Source organism: Enterobacter sp. 241F3 (genome assembly GCF_034106785.1).
In the GTDB taxonomy this organism is placed as follows: domain Bacteria; phylum Pseudomonadota; class Gammaproteobacteria; order Enterobacterales; family Enterobacteriaceae; genus Enterobacter; species Enterobacter vonholyi.
Window position 1 is genome coordinate 453,451 of record NZ_JAWNDD010000003.1, and the last position, 15,130, is coordinate 468,580.

Here is a 15,130-nt window from a genome sequence, read left to right on the forward strand (position 1 = left end):
TTCCGGTTTTTTTGTTTGTTATTTATAAAGGGAATATTTGATGAGTACTCTACTAAAAAGTGCTGCGCTCGTGCTGTGCGCAGGGGTTAGCTGCGCACATGCAACAGAAAGCGCTAAAAAGTGGGAATTTAATATTGGCGCGATGTATGAAATAGAAAACGTCGAAGGCCAGGGGGAGGATAAAGACGGGTTATATGAACCTTCCGTGTGGTTTAATGCGACCTGGGATGCCTGGACTATTTCGCTGGCGATGTATCAGGAGGGGTCGGTTGATTATAGCAGCATGACCCGTGGCACCTATTTCGATCGTCCTGAATTTGAATTACGCTATCGCTTTATCGGAACAGATGATTTTACGTTCGGTCTGACCGGAGGCTTCCGTAATTACGGCTATCACTTTAAGGATGAACACGGCGCCAGAGACGGCAGCGCTAATATGCAGCGCTACAAAATTCAGCCTGACTGGGATATAAAATTAACCGACGACTGGCGTTTTGGCGGCTGGTTTGCCATGTATCAGTTTGCTAACGATCTGGAAAAAACCGGCTATTCAGACAGCCGCGTCGAAACCGAAACGGGCTTTACCTGGACCATTAACGACACCTTTGCCGCTAAAGTGAATTACTATTTAGAACGCGGGTTCAACATGGACGGTTCCCGTAATAACGGAGAATTCTCCACCCAGGAAATTCGTGCCTATCTGCCTATTTCGTTAGGCCAGACCACCTTAACGCCTTACACGCGGCTGGGCCTCGACCGCTGGTCTAACTGGGACTGGCAGGACGATCCCGAGCGTGAAGGACATAATTTCAACCGCCTGGGTATGCAGTACGCCTATGACTTCAATAACGGTTTATCCATGACGCTTGAATACGCCTATGAATGGGAAAACCATGACGAGGGTAAAAACGACCGCTTCCACTATGCGGGCGTTGGGGTAAATTACGCTTTCTGATCGTGTGTATTCCAGGGGCTAACTGCCCCTGGTTTTAGCGCAGCGAGGCCGCCAGTATAAAATGGGTATCAACCAGCACTTTTTGCGGGGCGGGATGACCTGCAATACGCCTGAAAAGTAGATCGCAGCTCTCTTCCCCCAGCTTTCGGGTGGGGATATCAAACCCGCCAGGTGCGGGTGTTAAAATGAGAGACAGCATCGGGTCACTGTATCCGGCTATCACCACCTGCTCTGGAACCATCAGATTCAACTCATCCGCCGCACGATAGAGGCTGAGCAACTTCATGCTGTCGGTAGCAAATACCGCATCGGGCGGCGTGGATGAAGACAACAGCTCCAGAGCCGCAGTAAGCGCGCTCTCATGGGTATAACCGCCATCCCTGATCCAGTCCGGGTTAATGGCAATGTGGTGCTTTTCCAGACTGGCTTTATAGCCCGCAAGACGATCGATCGAAACATGATAATCAAGCGGGGCATGCAGACAGGCAATTTTACGGCGTCCATTTTTAATAAAGGTTTCGGTCAGCGTGGCGCTGTCATGGAAATTATCTGTGTCGACGGAATAGATATTTTGATACTCACCTTCCACTTTGCCGATAACCACTACCGGTACGCCATACCCATCCAGCGTGGTGAAAAAGGATTCATTTGCCGGTGAGCTCAGCATAATGATCCCTTTGATCATCTTTTGTTTAATTTTACTCACGCATTTCAGCAGATCGTCCTCGCTGCTTTTTGACGTTTGTAAAATAACGTCAAATCCTTCTTCTTCCGCTTTTGCCGTAATGGCATGAAGGATATCGGAGAAAAAGGGATTACCGGCAGTGGTTTTGGTTGAACGGGTCGAAATAACCATGATGGCATCAAAGCCTGAAGAGGTCAGGGCGCGAGCCAGTTTGTTGGGCTGATAATTTAATTCGTCAATCGCCTTCAGCACTTTTTCACGCGCTTCGGGAGAAATATTCGTTTGTTTATTCAGAACGCGGGAAACGGTTGATTTCGATACGCCCGCAACCCGTGCGATATCATAGATGGTGGGTGACATACACCTTACTCACTCCGGACTGACAGCAATGCCGTTCATCTTACTGGAGAGAAAACGGCAATAGCAATAAATAAGAATTGATAATCAACGATCTGCCCCCATTTATTGTATTCTGAAGCCATGCATTCAAGGCTTCCGGGCAACGAAGGACGGCGATGAAGCGACTTAAAAACGAAATTAATTCACTGGTTAACCGTGGCGTTGACCGTCATCTGCGACTGGCGGTAACAGGATTGAGCCGCAGCGGTAAGACGGCGTTTATCACCGCGATGGTAAACCAGCTCCTGAACCTGCATGCCGGGGCGCGTCTGCCGTTGCTCAGCGCGGTGCGGGAAGAACGTCTGCTGGGCGTGAAGCGCGTCCCTCAGCGCGATTTTGGTATTCCTCGTTTTACCTATGACGAAGGGCTGGCGCAGCTGTATGGCGATCCGCCCGCGTGGCCGACCCCGACGCGAGGGGTCAGTGAAATTCGTCTTGCGCTGCGTTTTCGCTCGAATGAATCCCTGATGCGCCACTTCAAGGATACCTCCACGTTGTACCTTGAAATCGTCGATTACCCCGGCGAATGGCTGCTCGACCTGCCGATGCTGGCGCAGGATTACCTCAGCTGGTCCCGCCAGATGACGGGCTTGTTGCAGGGGCAACGCGCAGGGTGGTCGGCCAAATGGCGACAGCTTTGCGAAGGACTGGACCCGCTTGCGCCAGCAGATGAAAACCGTCTTGCGGCCATTGCCGACGCATGGACGGCGTATTTGCACCAGTGTAAACAGGAAGGATTGCACTTCATTCAGCCGGGTCGCTTTGTTCTGCCGGGTGATTTAGCGGGCGCACCTGCGCTTCAGTTCTTCCCCTGGCCGGATGTGGATGGGGTGGGTGAGTCGACGCTGGCGCAGGCTGATAAGCACACGAACGCCGGGATGCTCCGCGAGCGTTACAATTACTACTGTGAAAAAGTGGTCAAGGGATTCTATAAAAACCACTTCTTGCGATTTGATCGTCAGATTGTGCTGGTGGATTGCCTGCAGCCTCTCAACAGCGGGCCGCAGGCCTTCAACGATATGCGCCTGGCGCTGACGCAGCTGATGCAAAGTTTTCACTACGGGCAGCGGACGCTGTTCCGTCGTCTTTTCTCACCGGTGATCGACAAACTGCTCTTTGCGGCCACGAAGGCCGATCACGTCACGGTCGACCAGCATGCCAATATGGTATCGCTGCTGCAGCAGCTGGTGCAGGACGCCTGGCAAAACGCCGCCTTCGAAGGGATCGGCATGGATTGCCTTGGGCTCGCGTCAGTGCAGGCGACACAAAGCGGGCTGATTGATCTTAACGGCGAGAAAATACCGGCATTACGCGGGAACCGGCTCAGCGACGGTGAGCCGCTTACCGTCTATCCGGGCGAAGTGCCTGCGCGGCTGCCGGGTCAGGCCTTCTGGCATAACCAGGGCTTCCAGTTTGAAGCCTTCCGCCCGCAGGCAATGAGTGTCGACAGGCCTTTACCACACATCCGTCTGGATGCGGCGCTGGAGTTTTTGATTGGAGATAAATTGCGATGACGGAACCGTTAAAACCGCGCATAGACTTTACCGGAACGCTTGAGCACGACTCTCAGGAGGCGTTCAAAACCGCGCAGACGTTCAGCGGCACGCAGGCCGATAACTTTTCTCCGGCCCTGACAGAGGAGCCCGCCGTTGAGGAAGGTCCGGCAGAGGCGGTTGTGGAAGCCGCTCTGCGTCCAAAACGAAGCCTGTGGCGCAGGATGGTCACCGCCGGTCTGGCGCTGTTTGGCGTAAGCGTGGTTGGGCAGGGCGTGCAGTGGACGATGAATGCCTGGCAAACTCAGGACTGGGTCGCGCTGGGCGGATGTGCCGCGGGCGCGCTGATTGTGGGGGCGGGCATCGGGTCGGTTACCACCGAGTGGCGTCGGCTCTGGCGTTTGCGCCAGCGCGCGCACGAGCGTGATGAAGCGCGGGATCTGCTCCACAGTCACGGCACCGGCAAAGGTCGTGCCTTCTGTGAAAAGCTGGCCAGCCAGGCCGGAATCGATCAGTCGCACCCGGCGCTTCAGCGCTGGTACGCCGCCATCCATGAAACCCAGAACGATCGGGAAGTGGTGACGCTATATTCCCACATGGTTCAGCCGGTGCTGGATGCCCAGGCGCGGCGCGAGATTAGCCGTTCTGCGGCGGAATCCACCCTGATGATTGCCGTCAGCCCGCTGGCGCTGGTCGATATGGCCTTTATCGCCTGGCGTAATCTGCGCCTGATCAACCGTATCGCGAACCTTTACGGCATAGAGCTGGGTTACTACAGTCGGCTCAGGCTGTTTAAGCTGGTCCTGCTCAATATCGCGTTTGCCGGGGCGAGTGAACTGGTGCGCGAAGTGGGAATGGACTGGATGTCGCAGGATCTGGCGGCGCGTCTTTCTGCTCGTGCCGCCCAGGGTATTGGCGCAGGGTTATTGACGGCGCGTTTGGGGATTAAAGCGATGGAGGTCTGCCGTCCGCTGCCCTGGATTGACGGCGATAAGCCGCGACTGGGGGATTTCAGGCGCGAGCTGATCGGCCAGCTCAAAGAGACGCTCAATAAAAAACCGGCTCCGTGAGGTTTTGTTCACTTATCGTGCTGGCTGTCAATATTTGTTGACAGCCATCTTCCCGATCACCGTGTTCTGACATATCATTTTACTGTTACTGGCTTAAAACGGTGAATTTCCCATGCGTCTTGAAGTCTTCTGTGAAGACCGTCTCGGTCTGACCCGCGAATTACTCGATCTTCTTGTTTTACGTAGCATTGATTTACGTGGCATTGAGATCGATCCTGTCGGGCGAATTTACCTCAATTTTGCCGAAATTGAATTTAATACATTCAGCAGCCTGATGGCGGAAATCCGCCGTATCGCTGGCGTTACGGATGTGCGCACCATTCCCTGGATGCCTTCTGAACGTGAACACCTGGCGCTGAGCGCGCTGCTGGAGGCCATGCCTGAACCTTTCCTCTCCCTGGATTTGAAAAGCAAAGTTGAGCGCGTTAACCACGCAAGCTGCCAGCTTTTCGCGCAGAGCCAGGAGAAGCTCAGCAATCATAACGCCGCGCAGCTGATCCCCGGCTTTAACTTCCAGCGCTGGCTGGACAGCAATCCGCAGAACACGCTTAGCGAGCATGTGGTGATTAACGGGCAGAATTTCCTGATGGAAATCACGCCGTTCTATCTGAAAGGGGAAGGGAATACTCGCGTGTTGACCGGGGCGGTGATCATGCTGCGCTCGACGCTACGCATGGGTCGCCAGCTGCAAAACCTCTCCAGTCAGGACGTTGGTGCGTTCAGCCAGATTATTGCCGTCAGCCCCAAAATGCGCCATGTGGTTGATCAGGCGCGCAAGCTCGCAAGCCTGACCGCGCCGCTGCTGATTACCGGGGACACCGGCACAGGGAAAGACCTGCTGGCTCATGCGGTGCATCTGGCGAGTCCGCGAGCGGCTAAGCCTTATCTGGCACTTAACTGCGCCTCTATTCCGGAAGATGCCGTTGAAAGCGAGCTGTTTGGTCACGCGCCGGAAGGTAAGAAAGGGTTCTTCGAGCAGGCTAACGGTGGCTCCGTGCTGCTGGACGAGATCGGCGAAATGTCGCCACGTATGCAGGCTAAGCTGCTGCGTTTCCTGAACGACGGAACATTCCGCCGCGTCGGTGAGGATCACGAAGTGCATGTGGACGTGCGCGTCATTTGCGCCACCCAGAAAAACCTGGTTGAACTGGTGCAAAAGGGGATCTTCCGCGAGGATCTCTATTACCGCCTCAACGTCCTGACGCTCAACATTCCCCCACTGCGCGATTGTCCGCAGGACATCATGCCGCTAACGGAGCTGTTCGTCGCCCGCTTTGCCGACGAGCAGGGTGTGCCGCGTCCGAAGCTGTCTGCCGATCTCGGCACGGTGCTGATGCGCTACGGCTGGCCGGGCAACATTCGTCAGCTTAAAAACGCCGTCTATCGCGCGCTGACCCAGCTTGAAGGCTACGAACTGCGTCCGCAGGATATCCTCCTGCCGGATTACGACGCCGGAACGGTATCGGTAGGGGAAGAGGCGATGGAAGGTTCGCTGGACGATATTACCAGCCGTTTTGAACGCTCAGTGCTGACGCAGCTGTACCGCAGCTATCCCAGCACCCGCAAGCTGGCAAAACGCCTTGGCGTCTCGCACACCGCGATCGCGAACAAGCTGCGTGAGTACGGTTTGAATCATAAGAAAGGTGACGAATAACAAAAAGCCTCTGCAAAGAGGCTTTTTACTTTACGTTTATTCCTTCGCCATCGGCGTGTTAACGATGTCTGTTTTTGTCTCGCCCTGAATCGACGCAATCCTGCTTTCAACCTCTTTCACCTGCTGCGGGCTGTGGAGCAGGGTATAGGTCAGGTCAAACTGCGCGCTGGCACCGGGCTGCAGCTGCTTAACCCGCTTCTGCTCACGTTCAATCGTGACGGGGTAGGCGTAACTAGTGCCCGGTTCGATGCCCGTGACGTAGCCCTGCTTCAGCGTGTCGGTGTTTTTCCATAAGGTCAGCACGGGCAGCTGGCGGGTATCAAACTGGATTGACGCGCCTTTATCGCCGGCTTTATTGACCACCGCCGCGAGCGTTTCGTGGTTGTTGTCGGCGAGCGGCTGAATATTAAAGACCATCTCATCAAAGCCTTTTGTCGGCCCGGCGTAGGTTTGCCAGTCGTTTACGCCCGCTTTGGCGTAGTCATTGAATGGGCTCACGCTCGCCGCCGGCGCAAGGAAACGTGCGCCTTCTTCGAGGATCGGCGTGCCGAAGTTGCTGTGATAGATGATTTGATAATCATGAGGGTAATCGGCATGGTTTGTCAGAACATCGTGCAGACTGAACCGGTTGGTTCCGGGAACGTAGCGCAGCTCGGTCATGGTTTGCAGATCCGATTTTTTAAACGTGCTCTCTTTGATCAAACCCCGAACGCGGATCTCATGCGGGGCGGTATCCGCCACCTCAACTTCCACCTGCGATACCGGTGTATTTCCGGCCCTGCCGTGAAGGGTGTAAATTTGCCCATCTGCGGTGACCGGATGACCTGTCCACTCGTAGCCACAGCGCACCATCATCTCGTTGAATCCATCCAGCCAGCCGAGACCGTTTCGGCTTTCAAGATTGATATAGGCAGGATTGACGACCTCTTTGACGGGGGAGTTCCATCCCAGTCTGGTGCCAAACCCTTCCACGTGCAGAAGGTTCATGCCACGGGTAGGGCTCAGGGTAATCGTCAGGCCATCTTTACTGCTAATAATGATGACTTTACTGCCTTCCTGCTTGCCGCCGTGTAAGATTTTTTGCTCAATGCTGAACGTCTGATCTTTAACTTTCAGCTCATCACTGGAAATCTTCCAGTTTCCTTTCTCTACGCTGCTTTCAGTACTTGTCAGCACCCAGGTTTTAGCCGCGGCATGGCCAGAAATCAGTACCGCCAGGAGCGTAAAAGCGAATTTAATCTTCATATTTAATCCTTTTTGCTGAAACGATTATTTTCTTTCGTAAGCAAATCTAATGTTTAGGCAAAAAGGGAAATGTGATGTGCTTCACTGCGGCCAAAAATAGGGAATTTTAACGATTATTATGCGTTGTTGATCACGCTCATGTTACAAATTGCTCATGTTATTGCATGATTAATGCGACTTGCGAGCATTTTAGCTTTAACGATTCAGCTTTAAAGTAATAAAAAACCCCGCCGAAGCGAGGTTGAGAATAAGTTGTATAGAATGCTAAGGACTTATTATGCTTTCAGCACGTCCAGCGCGGCAGTGTAATCTGGCTCGGTGGTGATTTCGTTAACCAGTTCGCTGAAAACGACAGTGTCGTTTTCATCAAGAACCAGTACAGCACGTGCTGCCAGACCTTTCAGTGGGCCTTCCGCAATGCTGACGCCGTATTTCTCGAGGAAATCTGCGCTGCGCAGGGTGGAGAGGGTGATGACGTTGCTCAGGCCTTCGGCACCGCAGAAACGGGACTGGGCAAACGGCAGGTCAGCGGAAATGCACAGCACCACGGTGTTGTCCATTTCAGTCGCCAGCTGGTTGAATTTACGCACGGATGCGGCACAAACACCGGTATCAATGCTTGGGAAAATGTTCAGTACTTTGCGTTTGCCCGCAAACTGAGCCAGTGTGACGTCAGACAGATCTTTAGCCACCAGAGTAAAAGCCTGCGCTTTGCTGCCAGCCTGCGGAATGGAACCTGCAACAGCAACCGGGTTGCCCTGGAAATGAACGAGTTGTGACATAGATATCTTCCTGTTTACATATAGTTAACGTCGGGGCTAGTGTATGCCATCAGCGGATAACACGGCAAACCAAATTTTTCGCCTTTCCGGGCCGCAAGGAGTCAGTGATGAGAAGCGTTAAGGTCTATGAAGAAGCCTGGCCATTGCATACGCCGTTTGTGATCTCCCGCGGCAGCCGAAGTGAAGCCAGCGTGGTCGTGGTTGAAATCGAAGAAGAGGGGTTTAAAGGCGTCGGGGAATGTACGCCTTACCCGCGCTACGGAGAAAGCCTTGCGTCGGTGATGGCGCAGATCATGACCCTGGTGCCTGACCTGCAAAAAGGTCTCACGCGTGAGTCGTTACAGCAGCGTTTGCCCGCCGGGGCGGCGCGTAACGCTATCGACTGTGCGCTCTGGAGCCTTGAAGCCGCTCAGCAGCAAAAATCGCTGACGTCCTTGCTGGGTGTGGTGCTGCCTGAGTTCGTCGTGACGGCGCAAACGGTCGTGATTGGTGAGCCGGAGCAGATGGCCGCCAGTGCGAAAGCGCTCTATGACGCCGGGGCCACGCTCTTAAAAGTGAAGCTCGACGATCGTCTGATCAGCGAGCGGATGGTCGCCATTCGCTCTGCGGTGCCCTCAGCGACGCTGATTGTTGACGCCAACGAGTCGTGGCATCCTGAAGGGCTGGCAGCGCGATGCCAGCTGTTGGCCGATCTGGGCGTGGCGATGCTGGAACAGCCTCTGCCGGTAAAAGAGGATGCGGCGCTGAAGAATTTTATCCATCCGTTGCCCGTCTGCGCGGATGAAAGCTGCCATACCCGCGAAAATTTGAGCGAGCTTAAGGGCCGCTATGACATGGTCAATATCAAGCTCGACAAGGCAGGCGGACTGACAGAAGCCCTGGCACTGGCGGCGGACGCCAGGGCGCAGGGGTTTGCCCTTATGCTGGGGTGCATGCTTTGCACCTCCCGGGCGATCGGCGCGGCGCTGCCGCTGGTCAATCAGGTCCGTTTCGCCGATCTGGATGGTCCGACTTGGCTGGCGGTTGACGTTTCACCGGCGCTTCATTTTACCAGCGGCGTGCTTCATCTCTGAGGCTGCCAGCGCAGAAGCTCCACCATCGCTTTTAAGTATTTTTCGCTGGCTTCGTCGGAGGAAATCGGCGGGAATTCAGCGGTGATGCAGGGCAGGCTCAAATCGGCGCACCAGCTACCAAAGGAACCAGGGGTTTCATAGCCCACGCTGGTGACGAGCGGCAGGGCGAAAGCCTGCGCCAGCCACTCGCCCAGTTCAGAGTGGCGCGGATCTTCAATACAGGCCAGCGGATCGTGGAAGGAGACAACCCATGCTGGGTGGATTTTATGGATAAGCTGGCACAGCGCCTGCGTTTCCGGCTCCGATCCGGGCTTATCTCCCGTTAGCAGCACCACGTCCCGCTCCTCGGCGGAGCTGTTCCAGCGATATACCGTTTCCCCTGCGCGCCAGTTTGCCGCCGGGAAATTACGGTTCAGGTCGATTCCTCTCGCATTCGCCCGCAATCCCAGCTGACAGCCGTCCGGATTGACGGCAAGAATCACATGGTGACGTCGCAACGAAGGCGTCAGCGTCCTCAGCGCGCAGGAAAGCGTGACGATGGAAGAGTTCTCGTCTCCGTGCGTGCCGGCAATGATCAAACCGCTGTTGCGATCGGCATCGGGCGCCGGGAACCAGATCAGCGATGCGCCTAAAAATGAGCGGCCATATTGCTCGGCGCCCGGCGGAAAGGCGCCGCGCTCCGCTCGCGGTCGGGTGGTTGCCATACGAAATCCTGATAAAGAAGTCTCTACAGGCAGTGTTGTGCAAAACCCGCTGTTAATCAAATAGTTTCCGTGACGGCTGAGAATTGCCTCAAATCACTATTCCGGACGAAGGTATTTGCATTTCTCTGTTTCGAAACAAATAATTACGCATCTGCTTGTTACCTGAATTCATTAAAGGGCATCTTATGAAGCATCCTGTTTCGCGTCTCTGTGCTGCACTGTACCTGTGCGGACTCTCTACACTCTCGTACGCTGCTGATGTGCCACAGGGCACGGTACTGGCGCAAAAACAGGAGCTGGTCAGGCATATTAAAGACGAACCCGCTTCGCTCGATCCGGCAAAAGCGGTGGGATTACCCGAGATTCAGGTAATTCGCGATCTTTTCGAAGGGCTGGTGAATCAGAACGAGAAAGGGGAACTGACCCCAGGGGTAGCGACGCGCTGGCAGAGCAACGATAACCGTATCTGGACGTTCACCCTGCGCGATAACGCGAAATGGTCTGACGGTACGCCCGTCACCGCTCAGGATTTTGTCTACAGCTGGCAGCGTCTGGTTGACCCGAAAACCACGTCTCCGTTTGCCTGGTTTGCGGCGCTGGCAGGCATCAACAACGCGCAGGCCATTATTGATGGCAAAGCGGCGCCAGGTACCCTGGGCGTGACGGCGGTGGATGCCAGAACCTTACGCGTCCAGCTGGACAAACCGCTCCCGTGGTTTAGCAACCTGACGGCGAACTTCGCCTTCTATCCGGTGCAAAAAGCGAACGTTGAAAGCGGTAAGGAGTGGACGCGTCCGGGCGCTCTGGTAGGTAACGGCGCCTACGTCCTGAACGACCGCGTGGTGAATGAAAAACTGGTTGTCGTTCCGAATACGCACTACTGGGACAATGCGAACACCGTCCTGCAAAAAGTGACCTTCATTCCGATTAATCAGGAATCGTCCGCCACTAAGCGCTATCTGGCGGGTGATATTGATATCACCGAATCGTTCCCGAAAAACATGTATCAGAAGCTCCTGAAGGACATTCCGGGACAGGTTTATACGCCGCCCCAGCTCGGGACCTATTACTATGCGTTTAACACGCAAAAGGGCCCGACGGCCGATGCCCGGGTGCGTCTTGCGCTGAGTATGACTATCGATCGCCGCATTATGGCAGAGAAGGTGTTAGGTACCGGCGAGAAGCCGGCCTGGCATTTCACCCCTGACGTGACGGCGGGTTTCACCCCTGACCCTTCACCGTTCGAGCAGATGTCCCAGCAGGAGCTGAACGCTCAGGCGAAAACCTTGCTCCAGGCCGCAGGCTACGGTCCTCAGCGTCCGCTGAAGCTGAACCTGCTGTACAACACGTCGGAAAACCACCAGAAGATCGCCATTGCGGTGGCGTCCATGTGGAAGAAAAATCTCGGTGTGGATGTCAAACTGCAAAACCAGGAGTGGAAAACCTATATCGACAGCCGCAACACCGGCAATTTTGATGTGATCCGCGCGTCATGGGTAGGTGATTACAACGAGCCTTCGACCTTCCTGTCCCTGCTGACCTCAACCCACAGCGGCAATATCTCGCGTTATAACGATCCGGCCTACGATAAAATTATTCACCAGGCGACGCTGGAAACCACGGCGAAAGCGCGTAATACGGACTACAACATGGCGGAGAAAATCCTTATGGAGAAAGCACCTATCGCGCCAATTTATCAGTACACCAACGGTCGCCTGATTAAGCCCTGGGTGAAAGGATATCCGATTAATAACCCAGAAGACGTGGCGTATAGCCGGACCATGTATATTGAGAAGCACTGACGAGCCCGGATTATGCGGTAACTGTCGTTAATGAGAGTACATTAAGAACTGGCGCATTTAGCGCCAGTTTCTTTATTCCAGAAAAGATGTCTGTTTCACATATAATCGCAGGGATAAATTATGACGGAAGAAAAGAAAGATAAACCCTCTTTTCCGGCAGGCTTAGGTATTATGGATAAAATCTGGGAATGGCAGTGGATTATACGCTTCATCTATATTGTCCTTTTCGCCGATCTGGCGCTGCTGGCTTACAGCGGACAGGGGATTTTGACCTGGCCCGTACAGGCCATTAGCTGGACCGAACACCTTGGTTTCTTCTGCGTCGCACTGGCGGCTCTGGGGCTGATAGCCACAACCCTCATGCCCTTTGTCGCCAGTCTCTTCAGGCAAGTGCTGAATGAGATCATATACAGCAGCATCTTTCCGGATATTCTTCGCCCGCAGAGCGATTACGAGAGATACCCGGGTAAGGTACCCTCAAGAGAAGTCCTTGATTTAGCACTGGAAGAGAATAATCAGTTTTTACTTAATTACTATGAAAAACATGATTCCGCCTGGCGCAGTAAATTCACTGAAAGATTCAAAGTTGGCGATTTACTTTTTGGTATCCTGTTTTTCATGATACTTGATTACCATCCGCACTGGTTCAGTCACGCTCAGCATTCCTTAGCCAGCGATCTTTTTAATCTGGGTGGTGATGAGGGTTTTGTTATATTTTATATCGTCCTTATCATTGTATTTAGCGCCCTGATGAATGTCTGGTTCGGCAAATGGGACTGGGGAAATATTTATTATCCACCGCTGTATCGTAAAAAAGAAGAAGCTCGAAGAAAGGAGCGAGAGAGAGAAGCGCAATGGCGTCGCCATGATGAGTAAATAATTCCCTGCTAACCAGTGCTCCATACATACTATTTTTTTGGCTTTGTCTGAGATATCGCTCCCGCCCATGCGGAGCTGGCGGGAGCAGAGGTGGGCTATTCTAACAACTCACTAAACTTCGCCAGCCACTGCGGATGCGCAGGCCAGGCGGGAGCCGTCACCAGGTTACCGTCTACATGGGCCTGATCGATGCCGATAGTGGCGTAGTGTCCACCCGCGAGACGTACTTCAGGTGCGCAGGCCGGGTAGGCGCTACAGGTTCGTCCTTTCAGAATGCCCGCGGCAGCAAGCAGCTGCGGGCCGTGGCACACCGCAGCAATAGGCTTACGCGCGGCGTCAAATGCCTGTACCAGCTTTAACACGTCCTCATTTAGCCGCAGATACTCGGGGGCTCTCCCGCCGGGGATGAGCAGCGCGTCGTAATCCTGCTCCTTTACGGTTGAAAAATCGGCGTTGAGGGTAAAGCGGTGACCGGGTTTTTCGCTGTAGGTCTGGGCACCGTCAAAATCATGGATTGCCGTCATGATGTAGTCGCCTTTCGGTTTGTCGGGGCAGACCGCATCAACCTGATGGCCAATCATCTGCAAAGCCTGAAAAGGCACCATGGTTTCGTAATCTTCGGCGTAATCGCCAACCAGCATCAGGATCTTCTTGCTCATCATTCCTCACCTTTTTCAATAAAGATGATTAAGATATAGCCTGGCATGGCTGAATTGCCGGAAATAAAAAAGCCCGTCAGAGCACGGGCAACATAAGCAAATGAATAAATGATTCGTTATCAACGTTGTTGGAGGATAACGCCGTATATTTTACGCGGCAGTAAGACAAGCAGATACCTGACATATTCGGTAGGTGAAACAAGCGATTAAACGTGCGTTACAGTGCGTCGAAGGTCGGGTAAAGGCTATTTTCAAGGAATTCTACGAGATACCAGATCTCACCGCTAAAAATAAACCAGAAGCCAAATATAATAAGGAGCAAAATAATAAAGGTGAGTATTATTTCAGTTTTTCCCATTGCTGCTTTTACCCACCTGAAGCTAATTGATTCGAGGTGGGCATTGTAGCGGGGCTTTTCCGGATACTCCAGTTTCATGCAGCAAGGACTTTATTGCGTCCGTCATTTTTAGCGCGATACAGGGCATCGTCCACACGCTTAAACAGCTCGTCAATACTCTCTCCCTGATTGTGCCGCGCCACCCCAATGCTGACGGTAAACCGCGGCAAGCCCGGAATCGTGATGCGTGCAACGGCTGCACGGATTAACTCGGCAATCTGCAGGGCGGTATCGAGAGAGGTACGCGGCAGCAGGATAACGAACTCTTCGCCACCCCAGCGGAACACCATGTCGCCCTCCCGACTACAGGCTTCCAGCGTTCGGGAAAGGGCGATTAGAACCTCATCGCCTTTCAGATGACCGAACAGGTCATTAATGTTTTTGAAATGGTCGGTATCCACCAGCAGCAGGCTAAATTGCTGCTGCGCAGGAAGTTTATTCCGGTTGCTTTGATCGGTAATTGCGTAGAACTGGCGCCGGTTGAGTAGTCCCGTCATGGAGTCACGTAACGCGGCATGTTCCAGCTCCTGCTCCAGCCTTTTTTGCTCGGTGATATCGTGGATGATGCACAGCATCAGCTTGTCGCCGTAAATCTCAATGGGCCCGGCATACGTCTGAACGTGGCGGGTGGTTCCATCGGCAAGGCGGTGAATAAAATTGAGCGGCTTATGACCACCGGGCAGCGCGGCAATCGCAGTCATAATGGGCATCACATCTCGCCCCAGCGTATTGATTTCCCAGGTATGCTTACTGCACATGTCATCATGTGAGTAACCATAAAAATTGAGTGCGGCCAGATTTGCATCGACAATTTGCCCGTCGCGGGCCGGATCGATTAACAGCATCGGGGCGCTGTTGGTCAGAAAAAAGCGCGCATAGAAACCCTGTTTTTTCCGTCGATAGGTGGCGGAACGGCTTGCCTTCAATCCTGAGAGCATTTGTTGGGAGATGCCTTCGAAAACAATCACATCTCCCCAGGGAGCGTAGTGGGCGAGCGAGAGCCGACAGCTTAACGGCGTGTCCTGTCCATCCCGGCTAGCCGTCCAGATTTCGACGATCTCCTGCTCTGTTTTCAGTTCAGGTACATACATCGTCAGGAGGGTTTGCGCCCTGGCAGAATAGATCCCTTTGCGCAGGTCCTCGAGGGTTTTATCCCCCATGAGCTGCCTTGCTGCCACATTCGCAAAAATGATCTTTTCCGACACGGGTGAAACGAGCCACACGGGTGTTTTAATTACATTCAACGCATCAAAACAAGGTTGCGACATAGGCGTTTCCTGTTCATCGACAACATGTGCCTGACAATCATGCCAGAATTGACTCGCGTGTACTC

The 15,130-nt window shown here is 53.7% G+C and carries 14 protein-coding genes; 7 read left to right on the top strand and 7 right to left on the bottom strand.

What is annotated here, in order from left to right; all coding sequences use genetic code 11:
• Positions 1-40: 40 nt before the first annotated feature.
• Positions 41-955, top strand: coding sequence for an OmpG family monomeric porin (locus UR504_RS12575; RefSeq protein WP_302235381.1), 915 nt, complete (start codon positions 41-43; stop codon positions 953-955).
• Between the two features lie 34 nt (positions 956-989).
• Here UR504_RS12575 and UR504_RS12580 read toward each other — a convergent pair whose 3' ends face one another.
• Positions 990-2,000 carry a LacI family DNA-binding transcriptional regulator gene (locus UR504_RS12580; protein WP_302235382.1) on the bottom strand — a complete coding sequence of 337 codons (1,011 nt, stop codon included), beginning with the start codon at positions 1,998-2,000 and terminating at the stop codon, positions 990-992.
• Between the two features lie 155 nt (positions 2,001-2,155).
• Between UR504_RS12580 and UR504_RS12585 the strand changes: the two genes are divergently transcribed.
• The 3 genes from UR504_RS12585 to tyrR all read left to right on the top strand — a co-directional run bounded on the left by UR504_RS12585 (position 2,156) and on the right by tyrR (position 6,256).
• Positions 2,156-3,553 (top strand): YcjX family protein, encoded by a 1,398-nt coding sequence (locus UR504_RS12585; protein WP_302235383.1) that lies wholly within the window; start codon positions 2,156-2,158, stop codon positions 3,551-3,553.
• Positions 3,550-4,602, top strand: a complete 1,053-nt coding sequence (locus UR504_RS12590) for a YcjF family protein (protein WP_127731218.1) — start codon at positions 3,550-3,552, stop codon at positions 4,600-4,602. Before UR504_RS12585 ends, UR504_RS12590 begins: the two co-directional genes overlap by 4 nt.
• A 112-nt stretch (positions 4,603-4,714) precedes the next feature.
• Positions 4,715-6,256 (top strand): transcriptional regulator TyrR, encoded by a 1,542-nt coding sequence (gene tyrR, locus UR504_RS12595; RefSeq protein ID WP_320739740.1) that lies wholly within the window; start codon positions 4,715-4,717, stop codon positions 6,254-6,256.
• A 36-nt stretch (positions 6,257-6,292) separates the two neighbouring features.
• Here tyrR and UR504_RS12600 read toward each other — a convergent pair whose 3' ends face one another.
• Both UR504_RS12600 and tpx read right to left on the bottom strand, forming a co-directional pair.
• On the bottom strand, positions 6,293-7,501 hold the full coding sequence (locus tag UR504_RS12600; RefSeq protein WP_302235384.1) for an aldose 1-epimerase family protein: 1,209 nt from the start codon (positions 7,499-7,501) through the stop codon (positions 6,293-6,295).
• A 275-nt stretch (positions 7,502-7,776) separates the two neighbouring features.
• On the bottom strand, positions 7,777-8,283 hold the full coding sequence (gene tpx, locus UR504_RS12605) for a thiol peroxidase (RefSeq protein WP_023335907.1): 507 nt from the start codon (positions 8,281-8,283) through the stop codon (positions 7,777-7,779).
• Positions 8,284-8,390: 107 nt separating this feature from the next.
• Between tpx and ycjG the strand changes: the two genes are divergently transcribed.
• Positions 8,391-9,356, top strand: coding sequence for an L-Ala-D/L-Glu epimerase (gene ycjG / locus UR504_RS12610; RefSeq protein WP_302235385.1), 966 nt, complete (start codon positions 8,391-8,393; stop codon positions 9,354-9,356).
• On the opposite strand, the gene mpaA is transcribed toward ycjG, so the two are convergent.
• The gene (mpaA, locus tag UR504_RS12615; protein WP_111965078.1) at positions 9,347-10,060 is read right to left on the bottom strand and encodes a murein tripeptide amidase MpaA; all 714 of its coding nucleotides are present in this window, start codon (positions 10,058-10,060) and stop codon (positions 9,347-9,349) included. The two genes, ycjG and mpaA, sit on opposite strands and share 10 nt — an antisense overlap.
• 185 nt (positions 10,061-10,245) lie before the next feature.
• On the opposite strand from mpaA, the gene UR504_RS12620 reads away from it, so the two are divergent.
• Positions 10,246-11,862 carry a peptide ABC transporter substrate-binding protein gene (locus UR504_RS12620; protein ID WP_271368030.1) on the top strand — a complete coding sequence of 539 codons (1,617 nt, stop codon included), beginning with the start codon at positions 10,246-10,248 and terminating at the stop codon, positions 11,860-11,862.
• A gap of 120 nt (positions 11,863-11,982) precedes the next feature.
• Complete coding sequence (locus tag UR504_RS12625; RefSeq protein WP_302235386.1) at positions 11,983-12,738, top strand: hypothetical protein; 756 nt, start codon at positions 11,983-11,985, stop codon at positions 12,736-12,738.
• Positions 12,739-12,836: 98 nt separating this feature from the next.
• Here UR504_RS12625 and UR504_RS12630 read toward each other — a convergent pair whose 3' ends face one another.
• From UR504_RS12630 to UR504_RS12640, 3 genes are all read right to left on the bottom strand, one after another.
• Positions 12,837-13,400, bottom strand: a complete 564-nt coding sequence (locus UR504_RS12630; protein WP_127732791.1) for a DJ-1/PfpI family protein — start codon at positions 13,398-13,400, stop codon at positions 12,837-12,839.
• Between the two features lie 217 nt (positions 13,401-13,617).
• Positions 13,618-13,836: an Ecr family regulatory small membrane protein gene (locus tag UR504_RS21565; protein WP_115875326.1), complete on the bottom strand. Its 219-nt coding sequence runs from the start codon at positions 13,834-13,836 to the stop codon at positions 13,618-13,620.
• Positions 13,833-15,065 (bottom strand): sensor domain-containing diguanylate cyclase, encoded by a 1,233-nt coding sequence (locus UR504_RS12640; RefSeq protein WP_115875325.1) that lies wholly within the window; start codon positions 15,063-15,065, stop codon positions 13,833-13,835. The genes UR504_RS21565 and UR504_RS12640 overlap by 4 nt, the downstream gene beginning before the upstream one ends.
• Positions 15,066-15,130 lie beyond the last annotated feature (65 nt).

Bases quoted from the DNA above. Each gene is read 5' to 3' on its own strand.
- UR504_RS12575 (WP_302235381.1), top strand. From the start codon at position 41: ATGAGTACTCTACTAAAAAGTGCTGCGCTCGTGCTGTGCGCAGGGGTT.
- UR504_RS12580 (WP_302235382.1), bottom strand. From the start codon at position 2,000: ATGTCACCCACCATCTATGATATCGCACGGGTTGCGGGCGTATCGAAA.
- UR504_RS12585 (WP_302235383.1), top strand. From the start codon at position 2,156: ATGAAGCGACTTAAAAACGAAATTAATTCACTGGTTAACCGTGGCGTT.
- UR504_RS12590 (WP_127731218.1), top strand. From the start codon at position 3,550: ATGACGGAACCGTTAAAACCGCGCATAGACTTTACCGGAACGCTTGAG.
- tyrR (WP_320739740.1), top strand. From the start codon at position 4,715: ATGCGTCTTGAAGTCTTCTGTGAAGACCGTCTCGGTCTGACCCGCGAA.
- UR504_RS12600 (WP_302235384.1), bottom strand. From the start codon at position 7,501: ATGAAGATTAAATTCGCTTTTACGCTCCTGGCGGTACTGATTTCTGGC.
- tpx (WP_023335907.1), bottom strand. From the start codon at position 8,283: ATGTCACAACTCGTTCATTTCCAGGGCAACCCGGTTGCTGTTGCAGGT.
- ycjG (WP_302235385.1), top strand. From the start codon at position 8,391: ATGAGAAGCGTTAAGGTCTATGAAGAAGCCTGGCCATTGCATACGCCG.
- mpaA (WP_111965078.1), bottom strand. From the start codon at position 10,060: ATGGCAACCACCCGACCGCGAGCGGAGCGCGGCGCCTTTCCGCCGGGC.
- UR504_RS12620 (WP_271368030.1), top strand. From the start codon at position 10,246: ATGAAGCATCCTGTTTCGCGTCTCTGTGCTGCACTGTACCTGTGCGGA.
- UR504_RS12625 (WP_302235386.1), top strand. From the start codon at position 11,983: ATGACGGAAGAAAAGAAAGATAAACCCTCTTTTCCGGCAGGCTTAGGT.
- UR504_RS12630 (WP_127732791.1), bottom strand. From the start codon at position 13,400: ATGAGCAAGAAGATCCTGATGCTGGTTGGCGATTACGCCGAAGATTAC.
- UR504_RS21565 (WP_115875326.1), bottom strand. From the start codon at position 13,836: ATGAAACTGGAGTATCCGGAAAAGCCCCGCTACAATGCCCACCTCGAA.
- UR504_RS12640 (WP_115875325.1), bottom strand. From the start codon at position 15,065: ATGTCGCAACCTTGTTTTGATGCGTTGAATGTAATTAAAACACCCGTG.